Raw genomic sequence first — 11,379 nt, 5'->3', positions numbered from 1 at the left:
TGCCTTCACTTCGTTCTGCACTCCTGCGTCCACGTCCGTCCGGGCAGTTCGTCGTGGTGCTCGTCCTGCGCTGCCCTCGTGGATCCGTCTCTTGCGATATGAAGAACTCTAGCTCCCCACCGCACGAATGTCTACAGTCGCGACTACAGATTTTCTTGAGGGTGTCAGAGAGGAAGTTGCTCTCCCGCCACATGAGACGCGAGAAGCGGGCCGGGGGCGGGGAGATGGGCTGGCGATCGTGGGGTGGCATTCGGCGGTGTGCCCGGTGATGGGCCTGCGGGGTGAGCTGCGCACCACGACGGCCGCCGGCTCCAGCCGGGAGGCGGACCACGTCCTGGCCGGCCGGCCCGCCGCCGTGGCGGTCGGCCTGGCCGCGGCCGAGTTCGCCTCGTTCCTGCCTCATCACCCGCGCGGCGCTGGCGCGCGGATGATGACGATGACGATGATGAAGATGAGGATGATGACGACGTCGGCGGGGGCATGCGCGGCACGGCCACACGTGTGCTAGATTGAACCTAGTTGCAGTTGTGGTACCCATAAAGACTTGTGTGCACCTGACGGTATGTAGCCTCAGGTGCATTTTTGTTTTCCGGTCATCTCCGGGTGTGGTCCTATCGCGGCGACGCGGAATCCGTTCGATGCGGGTTTCGGCTATGCACCTATCAAAGGAGATCAACATGGCTTCTGGCACCGTGAAGTGGTTCAACGCGGAAAAGGGCTTCGGCTTCATCGAGCAGGACGGCGGCGGCGCCGACGTCTTCGCGCACTACTCCAACATCGTCGCCAACGGCGGCTACCGTGAGCTGCGCGAGGGCCAGAAGGTGGCCTTCGACGTCACGCAGGGCCAGAAGGGCCCGCAGGCCGAGAACATCGTTCCCGCCTGACACACCACGTAGCCGGGGCCCGCGCCGCAGGGCGCGGCCCCGGCGCGTTGCTTTTGTGGCATCCATCGTGCCGTGATGACCTCACAACCGAGAAGCACAGCGCGTCTGTTCTTCCGTCGCACACCGGATGCACCACCACCGATGGTTCGGGCACAGGCCCGCTCCAGTCCTACGGCGCGGCATCATCGCCGCGTTCTTCTCGGCGAAAGCCGACCATTTCGACGTACGGGCCCAGGCGGTTTTCCGCCGGTTCGACTCGTCTTTTCTTCGGCTCGTGCTCGCTGTTCTTGTGCCGCTCATCGCACCGAGGATCACCTGACACGTGCCGCATCGAGGAAGGTTCTGCATGAACCACGCAACTCGCGCGCACGATCGCAACTCTTCGCCCCATACGGGCGGCTCCGCCCGAAGCAGGGGCGGCCGATTCGGCTCTCCGGCCAAGGGCCGTTCAGGCCCCTCCAGCCGGTCCGGCAACGGGCGGCGTCCCGCCGTGCTCCAGGGAGAGTTCGCGCTGCCGGTCACCGTCACCCCGGCCCTGCCGGCAGCCGCGAGGTTCGCTGAGCTGAGCATGCCGCCCGCAGTGCTGAAGGTGCTCACCAGCCTGGGTTTGAACGAACCGTTCCCGATCCAGGCGGCCACGCTGCCGAACTCTCTGGCCGGCCGGGACGTCCTGGGGCGGGGACGCACCGGGTCGGGCAAGACACTCGCCTTCGGCCTGGCCCTGCTCGTTCGCACCTCCGGACAGCGGGCACAATCGCGGCGACCGCTTGCCCTGATCCTTGTCCCCACCAGGGAACTGGCCCAGCAGGTCACCGATGCGCTCACACCGTACGCCCAAGCACTGAAGCTGCGGCTGGCCACGGTCGTCGGCGGCATGTCGATCAGCCGCCAGGCCCATGCGCTGCGCAACGGCGCCGAGGTCGTCATCGCGACCCCGGGACGGCTCAGGGATCTCATCGAGCGCGGCGACTGCCGCTTGGACCAGGTCGGCATCACCGTGCTGGATGAGGCCGACCAGATGGCAGACATGGGCTTCATGCCGCAGATCACCCACCTGCTCGACCAGGTGCGCCCGGACGGCCAGCGGATGCTGTTCTCCGCGACTTTGGACCGCAACGTCGATCTGCTGGTCCGCCGCTATCTGAGCGACCCGGTGGTCCATTCGGTCGACCCTTCGGCGGGCGCGGTCACCACGATGGAGCACCACGTGCTGCACATCCAGGGTGCCGACAAGCAGGCCACCACTATGGAGATCGCTGCTCGCGACGGTCGGGTGATCATGTTCCTGGACACCAAGCACGCTGTGGACCGGCTCACCGAACAGCTGCTGAACAGCGGAGTGCGCGCCGCCGCGCTGCACGGAGGCAAGTCCCAGCCCCAGCGCACCCGCACCCTCGCTCAATTCAAGAGCGGCCACGTCACGACGCTGGTGGCGACCAACGTCGCGGCCCGCGGCATCCACGTCGACAACCTGGACCTCGTCGTCAACGTCGACCCGCCGAGCGACCACAAGGACTACCTGCACCGCGGCGGCCGCACCGCCCGCGCCGGCGAGTCCGGCAGCGTCGTGACCCTGGTGCTGCCCAATCAGCGCCGTGACATGACCCGCTTGATGGCCGATGCCGGTATCGTCCCGCAGACCAGCGAGGTCCGTTCGGGCGAGGCCGAGCTGAGGCGTATCACGGGCGCCCAGGCTCCCTCAGGTATCCCCGTGACCATCGCCGCACCGGTTGTCAGCCGTCGGTCGGGACGGAACGGCAGACGTTTCCGGTAGCAGCGGATGGGGGCTCGCCCAAGGCCAGGTAGTCAGGCCTTTCGGGCGGCAAGGGTGCTGAAGAGATCGGCCCGCGAGAACGGCGAGGCGATCGATCCCAACCACCTCACCCACCGCTCGCACAAACTGGTTTTGGCCAGCGGCCTTCCCCCCGCTGCGGCTGCACGACCTGAGACATGGAGCCGCGACACCGGCCCTGGCGGCAGGCGCGAATCTACGCGTAGTGCAGGGCCTGCTCGGACATGCCGGCATCGTCCTCACCGCCGACACCTACACCGCGGTGCTGCCTCAGCCATATCCACGACAGCGACCGGGCCACAGCCCGGCGGTCGCGTCCGAGATGCGGTGTAAAAGTGAACGAGCGTAGGTTGCCGTGCTGAACCGTCCAAAGGTCGCACTACGCAAGGACCTACGCTCGTGGCACGCATCCACCGCCCGTTCAGGCCAGCCGCGCCGAGATCGACGCCCTGTTCGCCGAGGGTCGTGACCTGGTCGAGGTCATCGAGGGCGTCACCCGGCTCGGTGCCCGTCTGATCATCCAGACCGCCGTCGAAGCCGAGGTGGACGCCTTCCTCGGCCGCGCCCGCTACCAGCGCACCGCCACCGCTGCCGGCGGCGACGAGGAGGCCCCGGTGCGGCCCGGTCACCGCAACGGGCACTGCCCGACCACCGTCAAGACCACCAGCGGGCCGATCACCATCGCCCGCCCGAAAGTGCGCGGCACCACCGAGAAGTTCGCCTCCCGCCTGTTCGGCGCAGGTGTCACCGCCACCCACGCGCTGGAGACGCTCATGATCGCCTTGTTCGTGCGCGGCGTCGTCGAATACGACGCCAGGTGCCGGCGCGACCTAGGTGACGGGTGCCAAGGACGGGCCGTCGGTCGGGTGGAGCCGTGTGGGCGGATGCAGCAGGGCTCGGCGGAGGTCCTGCAGGATGCGCACGTAGGTGGTCAGGCTCTGACGGCCGGTGAGCAGGCACTTGACCGAAGGCCGCCTAAGATTCACTCACGGCACCGGCCTCGTCGAGCTGTTTACACCGCTCCGAGGGCGCGACCGCAGTGGCGTGAACCGCTTGTCACCCGGCATGAAAGAGCCGGTCACTCGGAGACGGCCGGGATGCGTACGGCCAAGAGGGCGACGTCGTCGGCGGTGCCAGGGGGCATGCGGGCGAGGACCTGGTCACAGAAATCGTCCAGGGCATGGCAGGCCAGGGCGGCGGCGTGGCGGCGGAGTCGCCTCAGACCGATGTCCAGATCGGTGCCGGGGATCTCGATCAGGCCGTCGGTGTAGAACAGCAGGGTGGCGCGAGGTGGCAGGGGGACCGTGGCGTCCGGCCGGCTGACGTCACTGAGGCCGGTGCCCAGCAGCAGGCCCTGGCCCTGTTCGAGGAATTCGGCGCGTCCGTCGGGTGTGACCAGCAGGGGCGGCGGATGACCGGCGTTGGTCCATCGCAGTTGCCAGGGACCCTCATCCGAACCTTCAAGGCGAGCCAGGATGACGGTGGCCAGAGGGACATTCGTGATGACGGGAACGGCCTGATCGAGGCGGTCGACGATGGCGCTGGGAGGTCCCGTCCGATCCCAGGCCAGGGCGCGCAGCATGCCGTGCAGTTGGGCCATGCCCGCCGCGGCGGCCAGGTCGTGACCCACGACGTCGCCGATGACCAGCGCGGTGGCGCCGTCACGCAGGAGGAACGCGTCGTACCAGTCCCCGCCTACCTGGGAGCCGGCGGGGGCGGGCTGGTAGCGGGCCGCGAGGCGCAGCCGGCCGGGTTGCGGCAGGGATGCGAGCAGGTTGCGTTGCATGGCCTCGGCGATCTGGCGTTGGCGGCCGAACCGCAGGGTGTTGTCGATGGCCAGGCCGACGCGGCGCCCGATGTCGCCGATCAGCGACACCTCGGCGGAGTCGAAAGGCCGAGCGGCGCCGGTACGGGCCAGGGTGAGGGCGCCGGTGACCCGCCGGACGGTGCCCAAAGGTGTGATGAGCACGGAGGTGGCGCCGATCGCCTGGAGGAAGCCCGTCTGGACGGCGGCCAGAGGAGAGTCGGGTGGCTGAGCGATGTCCCCCAGCCCCATCAGGACGGGATCGCCGCCGCGCAACACTCGTACCAGAGAAGAACGTGAGTGCTCGTCCAGCGCGGGAAGTGGACCTTGCCACGCATCCCGCTCGGTGTCGCGGCTCTCTGGTCCGATCACCGCCAGTCTTCGTACGCCCTCGTCCGTTCGCAGGTCGATGGCGATCCAGTCGGCCAGGCGCGGCACCAGCAAGCGGCCGAGCCGGGCGAGTGCCTCCTCGGTGTCCAGGGTCTGCGCGAGCGCTGTGGCGATCTCCGCGGCCAGGGCCAGCCGGTCGGTGAGGTCCTCCAAGGCGGTCACGTGCGCTGCGAGGCTGACCGCTGCTTCCCGGTCGGTTCCGTCGCCGGACATCAGCACGATCATGCCGAGCGCCTCGCCGTTCCTGGTCACTGGATCGCTGAACCAGGTGACCGGGATGAGATGTCCGTCCTCGCTCAGCAGTGTGTCCGCCCCGCGGGCGCGGAGGCGACGGGTGAGGGCCGTGAGCAGCCGGCACGGCTCCTGCGGCAGGGTGGCGTCCTCGACGTGGCGGTGCAGCAGGACGTGAAAGTCCTGTCCGCTCATCGCAGAGGCGGTACGGCCCAGCAACTCCTCGGCAGCCGGGTTGACCGCGATGATTCGGTCAGAGGAGTCCAGCACGGCCACGCCGGCACCCAGATGGTCGAAGACCTCGCGCCAGAAACCCGGCTGTGTCACCCACCACTGACCCCGACCGTCGGATGTGCTCTGGGCCACGCGTTGCCTCCACGGTCGACGTACCGCTCCCAGCCGAGGACAACCCCGCAGGCCTCGGTCGGCTATCAGGGATGATTCCTGATGAGAAACGGTTGTGCCCGGCGACGCGCTGGTTCGACATCGCCCGGCGATCACGCGCGGAGTACGGTCGTCCGCCGGGCCCGATCACCACTGCAAATGACAATATCGCCGATTTCCGCAGTAGAGCCTTGATTCCTCTCGTTTCGCGAAATGAGATACAATAGAAAACACCGAGGACATTTCGCGCGTTGGCATTCGGGTTGGCGTCGCCCGCGGCGATAGATCACTTCCGGCCTCGTGATGAGGGGCCTGACAGGCCAGGCAACCATGATGACGACAATCCTCTTCCCGTCGGGTCCGGTTTTCGCGGAACAGTCCGCGCTCAGGCTCAGCCTGAACACCGTCCTCCACCAGCAGGGCACGATCGACGGAGCGTGGTGGCCGCGCACCCGCGATGCCGGCACCGAACTGCCTGCTCTCATCTCCGCCGTCGACCAGCGGCTCGGCAGGGCTGTCCTGCGTGTGGGCCTGCATGTGGACGCCTGGGACCACATCCCGCGCCGAATCCAGGCACCGGGCCGTCAGGTCAGGGTGGCCTGGTTCCGCAGCGCCGACCCGCACCTGATAACCCTGAGCTTCGCGGGAACCTCGCCGGTCAGCCTGCTGGTCATCCCGCCCCGCACCGCTGCAGGCCTCGCCATCGCCGCGCTCACGCGCGCCGTCGCGGACACGTTCGGTGTGCGTCCCGCCGACCTCCTCCGCGCCGCGGCACCCGAGGAGAGCTCACCTGCCCAGGACGGCTCAGCCTCCTGGGAGAATGAGGGCGGTCGCGTCACCGAGCCCGCCCCCGAACGGCCCGCCATCCGCCGTCTCCGGCCAGTGACTCACTGAGCGGCCGGATGAACCGATCCGGGCCCCGCAGCAGCTGGATGTGCGCGGCGTGCGCGCCCGCGTGGCCGGGTCGCAGCTCACATCCGTAAACGGCCTTGCGTCCGTGCCGGCCTCCCTCGGCCAGCGGAGCCCATTCGGCGTCGGTGAGCATGTTGTAACTGTTCGCTGCTACAGGTACTGGCCCGTCTCGGCGCTGTCTGTCTTCGACACACGCGCCGACACCACGTTGGCCTACCCAGGGTCGAACGCTGTAGGTAGTCGTCCTCCACATTCGCTTACCGTGGTGCGCGGTGTGTGCCCTCCAGCCGGGCTGGAAGACAGGAGTGCAATGGCGGCACCCGCTCGAGCGGGGCGTGCGCGAGAGCGGCGGTGTGGCCGGCCAGGATGGCGGCGTGCGGGGCGGAGAGCGGCACGGCCCGCGACTGGCTTGTTCTTCCGAAAGCTGCTACGGCCGGTTGTGTGATTTCTGAGCTGAGGGCGTGTTTCCGCATTTCACCCGCTGAGGCTACTTCTGGAATTGGCGAATTCTGGAAGTCATGCCGTACAATAGAAATACCGAGGTCTTTTCGAGCGTTGGCATTCAGGTCGGCGTCGCCCCCGGCGAACCACCACCCGGCCTCCCCGGAGGCCTGGACAGGCCAGGCGACCATGACGCCGACACTTCTTTCGCAACCCGCACCGCTCAGCCCCGCCTCGCCCGCGGCCCCTCGGGCCGATTGCCCGGTACGGCTCAGTCTCCGCCCAGTGCCGAACCGGCGAGCGGTGGTGGACGGAGCCTGGTGGCCCTCCTCCCGTGACGCGGCCGCCGAACTGCCCGGCCTCATCGCCGCCGTGGACCGGCTGCTGGATCGGGCCACGCTCCGCATCGGCCTGCATGGCGATGCGTGGCAGAACATTCCGCGCCGCATCCCCGCGCGCGGGCGTCAGGTCCGCATCGGCTGGTTCCGCCACACCGACCCGCGCGTGATCACTCTCAGCTTCGCCGCCGACGAGCCGGTCGTCCTGCTGATCATTCCTTCGGGCACCGCCGCCGGCACCGCCGAGGCCACGCTCAAGCTCACCGCCCAGGACATCGCCGGCATGAGCATCGACGCCATCCTCACCCTCGCGCATCTGCCCGCCGGCCCAGCTGCGCGTGCCACGGCCGACGGCTCGGCCCGCTGGGAGGACGAGGGCGGGCCGGTCACCGGGCAGGCGGCGCAGCCATCCATGGGACGGCCGGCGCCGTCGCCATGACCCCGTGCCGCCTGCCGGCCGGATCGAGCGGTCCTGGCACCGCCCGTACTGGCGGCTGGCCGATCTCCGGCCGGCAGGCATCTCATCGCCTTTCAGCTTCTCCCGGGAGGAGACATTCCATGACCGCCCTCGACACCGCCCCGCTCGCCGAGGCCGGCGCCTCGGCGCCGACCCTCGTGCATCTGTCGGGGGACATCGATATCTTCACCACAGCCCGCCTGCGCCAGAGGCTGATCAACACCCTCGACCACAGCACCGACCTGCTCATCGTGGATCTGTCCCAGGTCACCTTCTGCGGGGCAGGCGGGATCGGCGTGCTGATCGGCGTGCAAGGCCGGGCCCGGACACGAGGCATCACACTGGCCCTGACCGGCGTTCCCCCGCGCGTGGCCCGGCTGCTGCACATCACCGGCCTGGACCACCGCTTCCCGGTCATGGCATGACGCTCCTGGACCTACCCCCACCGCACCAGCCGTCTCGGAACCAGCAAAGAGGTCCGGGGTCTGGTCCTCCGCCTGGCCCGGGAGAACCCACGATGGGGGTACTGGCGGGTCCACGGTGAACTGGTTCGGCTCGGTTTGCAGGTCAGCGCGGCGACCGTGCGGCGGATCCTGCGTTCACGCCGGCACAGTCCGGCGCGCCAGGAACCTTCGACACCTCTTGGCGGACGTTTTTACGGCTGCAAGAGAAGGGACTGCTCGCCTGTGACTCGTTGATCATCCTGCCCAACGCTCTCTTTGCCCGCGTCCTGGACAAATGATCTACTTTGCCTATGGGGTTACGTCGCTCGATTCCGCCATCCAGAAAGCTCTGCACGGTGAGCGCCGTGATGGTCTTGGCCTGCAGTCTGATCGGCTGCACATCTGGCTATGAGGGCATGTACGGTGGCGGCCAGGTCTGCGTGGACCGGGCAAAGCAGGAGAACGCTCTGTATCTGAAGGCGGTCAGTGCTGTTCTGCCGTCGGGCAAGCGTCGGAGTGTTGACGAATGGAATGGATGCGACTCAGCTAACAACGGTGCCTCACTATCCGTTCTGGTGAGCCCAGAATTCCGACATGAGGAGTTGTGGAAAGCGTTCGTCGAGGCGGGGTGGTCTCCCGCCTCGAAGGCATGCACTCCACGCTGCACCGAATTTCAGCTCGTCGACCAAGTGGACCAGCGGCTCATCGGGATCGCCATTGAAGAGATCACTGACACCGCTCCAGAAGGCCAACAAGAGGGCTTGTGGGTCAATGTGACCGCGGCTGACTCCTGCTGGGACGACCGCGGCTACAGGTGCAGTTAGGCGATGGTCGTTACTCAATCACAACTGACACCTCTCCAAGGGTGCCCTTGGAGCAAGCCTCCGGCGGGGCCTCAGGCTCCGAGATGATCGCGACGAGCAGGAGGCCATCAGCGGCTGAGGTGAGCCGGATCGCATATCCCGGATCTTGAGTCTGGTCCCTGCAGCGGTGTCCCAGGGACGTTCGTGACCGTCCGAAAGCGGCGAAGCATCTTAAACTTAGGACATAAGGTGTATTCGTGAATGTGATCGAGTTCCGCGTTGAAGGGCCGGTCGCCCTCAGCGTCTATCCGCACATGGACATCGTGATCGACGGCATCAATCTCATCGAACTCGCACGCGTCGTCTAACTACAGCTGGCCTCCAGCCCAAGCATCGCGGGGGCCTATGCGGGACTGCTGGAGCGGGACTTGATCTGCTGGCCAAGCACACATTTCCTCGGAGCACCCCATCTCCATTGGTTTTCCGAAGGAGAGAGTGCTGCTGGGCTGCGAATGCGGCGAATGGGGATGCTGACCGTTGACCGCACAGGTCGAGGTAACTGAGCAGACCGTCACTTGGTGTGGGTTCCGTAATGGCCACCGTCCCAACTGGGATCTCAGGGCGCTGGGTCCTTTTGCAAGGCTAATCCCTGCACGATCAAGAAGGCAGGCAAGGAGGACTCGCCGGAGCGGCCCGTCTTGACCATGAAGCAGGTCTTCGCCCTCGCCGATGCCATCGAACCGCGGTTCAGGATGCTGATCCTGCTCGCCACCTTCGCGAGCCTGCGGTGGGGCGAGCTGGCCGCACTCCAGCGGAAGTACGTGGACCTCGATGCGGGAACGATCCGTGTCGTCGGGACCACGACCGAACTCAAGGACGGCTCGGTGACCATCGGGCCGCCCAAGTCGGAAGCGGGCAAGCGCATCGTCAGTATCCCGGCGACTCTCCTGCCGGACCTCCGGCAGCACATGGAGACGTACGCCGAGAAGGGGCGAGCACGGACACGTCTTCGTCGGCCCCAAGGGCGCCAAGCTCCGGCGCGCGAACTTCACCCGCGTCCGGGCGGCAACTCTCAAGAGGGGCGAACTCAGCGGCTTCCACTTCCATGATCTTCGCCACACCGGCAACACCTTTGCTCTCCGGGACCTGATGACCCGTATGGGCCACTCGTCCACACGAGCCGCACTGATCTACCAGCACACCGCGATGGAGCGGGACAGGGCCATCGCAGACGCTCTCGGCAAGCTCGGCGAGGAAGTTCTGAAGCCCGACGAACCCGAGCCGGGACGAGCAAGATCCAGACGGATCGGGCACGTAACGTGCACGGAAGATCGAGAAGAGCCCTAGAAATGATCAAAATCAGGTCGGGGATCAATCCCTGACCTGGCTTTTCAGGCTGAGAGCGGGTGACGGGAATCGAACCCGCGCTGCCAGCTTGGGAATTGCAGGGATTTTGGCTCGTAGGGGCGTTGACCTGGGCCTGTGGCCGGTCGTGAGTGACCGTTGTTGACCCCTCGTTACCGCCCTTAATGTCACGCTAATGGCACGACGATCAGCCGGCCACCTGGTGTTTCTCGCGCGCGACCCGCCTGAAGGGGGAGCGGGCCAGGGCCACGGGGACAAGGTGGAGCCCCAACTGGAGGAACGACCTTGTCCCCATGGCCCTGGTCTGCTCGGCTTGTCCCGGGTTGATGGTGGGCGGGATGATCAGGCTTCCACCTCAACCATCTACGCCCCTGACACCTAACGCGGCGATCATCCCGGAGCCGGGGCGCCCCGCCGGAGGCGATTCAAAAGTAGTGTCGATGAGGTTGGTCAAGCCAGGACATGTACCACTCGAAGAAGTCACGTTCTTGGACTATGCCCCCGTCAGCGCAGCGGTCGTCGAACCAAACTTCGCCGGCAACCTTGCCGTTGAGCACCAAGCGGTGGAATGCCCCGCAGCCGAACTCAGCCAGGACCAGGGAGCCGGTGATCCAGCGGCCTTCCTCGTAGTCCTCGGGCTGTGCTTCGAGCGGGGGATTCCAGTTAACCGTGTGAGGGAAGGGGGTCGTGTAGAAGTGCAATGGCCCCTCATGGGTTTCTATCGCGTCCAGGCGAAACGCCTCTTCGAGCTCGTACAGCCCGTAGGAAGGTCCGGCTCCACCGTTGCCCACCTCCGTGAGGAACGTGCGGAAGGACTCGGGTAACTCGACGCCGATTTTCCTCTCGAATGCGGTGACCTCGCGTGTTGAGAGTCGTGGCCCGAGACGGTGGTGATGGCGCCCAGCGCCGAAGATCTTGTGTTCCGGGTCTTGCTGCTGGATCTCAGCAAGTCGGCGATGGATGAGATCGGCGTTCCACACGGGCAACTCCAACTGGGCATACGAGGGAAGGGCTTGCACGGTACACGCCGCTTGATCCCTATAAAAACAATTCGGCAGTGTGATCGGCGTGGCTGTGTCCTGTCTCGCTTGATGGTTGACACTCTGGCCTCGCTTGATGCTTGACACCTTGATCG

Annotated in this window: 11 protein-coding genes and 1 pseudogene; 10 read left to right on the top strand and 2 right to left on the bottom strand. The window is 66.6% G+C overall.

From position 1 onward, the window contains the following. Positions 1–238 precede the first annotated feature (238 nt). The 5 genes and pseudogenes from ACFFR3_RS19720 to ACFFR3_RS19700 all read left to right on the top strand — a co-directional run. A complete protein-coding gene (locus tag ACFFR3_RS19720) occupies positions 239–508 on the top strand; it encodes a hypothetical protein (RefSeq protein ID WP_379483601.1) in 270 nt (89 codons plus the stop codon). A gap of 169 nt (positions 509–677) precedes the next feature. Further along, complete coding sequence (locus ACFFR3_RS19715) at positions 678–884, top strand: cold-shock protein (protein WP_020545593.1); 207 nt, start codon at positions 678–680, stop codon at positions 882–884. 346 nt (positions 885–1,230) lie between these two features. Next, the gene (locus ACFFR3_RS19710; protein WP_345391599.1) at positions 1,231–2,658 is read left to right on the top strand and encodes a DEAD/DEAH box helicase; all 1,428 of its coding nucleotides are present in this window, start codon (positions 1,231–1,233) and stop codon (positions 2,656–2,658) included. Between the two features lie 94 nt (positions 2,659–2,752). After that, positions 2,753–3,025 (top strand): tyrosine-type recombinase/integrase, encoded by a 273-nt coding sequence (locus ACFFR3_RS19705; RefSeq protein WP_345409427.1) that lies wholly within the window; start codon positions 2,753–2,755, stop codon positions 3,023–3,025. A gap of 91 nt (positions 3,026–3,116) precedes the next feature. Continuing rightward, positions 3,117–3,515: pseudogene (locus tag ACFFR3_RS19700) on the top strand (transposase); the annotation flags it as partial. A 239-nt stretch (positions 3,516–3,754) separates the two neighbouring features. Here the strand turns inward: ACFFR3_RS19700 and ACFFR3_RS19695 are convergent. Then, positions 3,755–5,428: a SpoIIE family protein phosphatase gene (locus ACFFR3_RS19695; RefSeq protein ID WP_379483600.1), complete on the bottom strand. Its 1,674-nt coding sequence runs from the start codon at positions 5,426–5,428 to the stop codon at positions 3,755–3,757. Positions 5,429–5,815: 387 nt separating this feature from the next. On the opposite strand from ACFFR3_RS19695, the gene ACFFR3_RS19690 reads away from it, so the two are divergent. The 5 genes from ACFFR3_RS19690 (at position 5,816) to ACFFR3_RS19670 (ending at position 9,988) form a co-directional block, all read left to right on the top strand. Continuing rightward, on the top strand, positions 5,816–6,379 hold the full coding sequence (locus ACFFR3_RS19690) for a DUF5994 family protein (RefSeq protein ID WP_379483599.1): 564 nt from the start codon (positions 5,816–5,818) through the stop codon (positions 6,377–6,379). Between the two features lie 384 nt (positions 6,380–6,763). Continuing rightward, positions 6,764–7,615 carry a DUF5994 family protein gene (locus ACFFR3_RS19685; protein ID WP_379483598.1) on the top strand — a complete coding sequence of 284 codons (852 nt, stop codon included), beginning with the start codon at positions 6,764–6,766 and terminating at the stop codon, positions 7,613–7,615. Positions 7,616–7,734: 119 nt separating this feature from the next. Next, a complete protein-coding gene (locus ACFFR3_RS19680; RefSeq protein ID WP_379483597.1) occupies positions 7,735–8,058 on the top strand; it encodes an STAS domain-containing protein in 324 nt (107 codons plus the stop codon). Between the two features lie 374 nt (positions 8,059–8,432). Further along, positions 8,433–8,900: a hypothetical protein gene (locus tag ACFFR3_RS19675; protein WP_345391581.1), complete on the top strand. Its 468-nt coding sequence runs from the start codon at positions 8,433–8,435 to the stop codon at positions 8,898–8,900. Between the two features lie 677 nt (positions 8,901–9,577). Then, the gene (locus ACFFR3_RS19670; RefSeq protein ID WP_379483596.1) at positions 9,578–9,988 is read left to right on the top strand and encodes a site-specific integrase; all 411 of its coding nucleotides are present in this window, start codon (positions 9,578–9,580) and stop codon (positions 9,986–9,988) included. Between the two features lie 681 nt (positions 9,989–10,669). On the opposite strand, the gene ACFFR3_RS19665 is transcribed toward ACFFR3_RS19670, so the two are convergent. Beyond that, positions 10,670–11,379 (bottom strand): SMI1/KNR4 family protein (locus ACFFR3_RS19665; RefSeq protein WP_379483595.1); only part of this gene is annotated, 710 nt, incomplete at its 5' end.

This window comes from Nonomuraea salmonea (assembly GCF_042428605.1).
In the GTDB taxonomy this organism is placed as follows: Bacteria; Actinomycetota; Actinomycetes; order Streptosporangiales; family Streptosporangiaceae; genus Nonomuraea; species Nonomuraea salmonea.
This window is presented reverse-complemented; position numbering and strand designations above follow the sequence as displayed.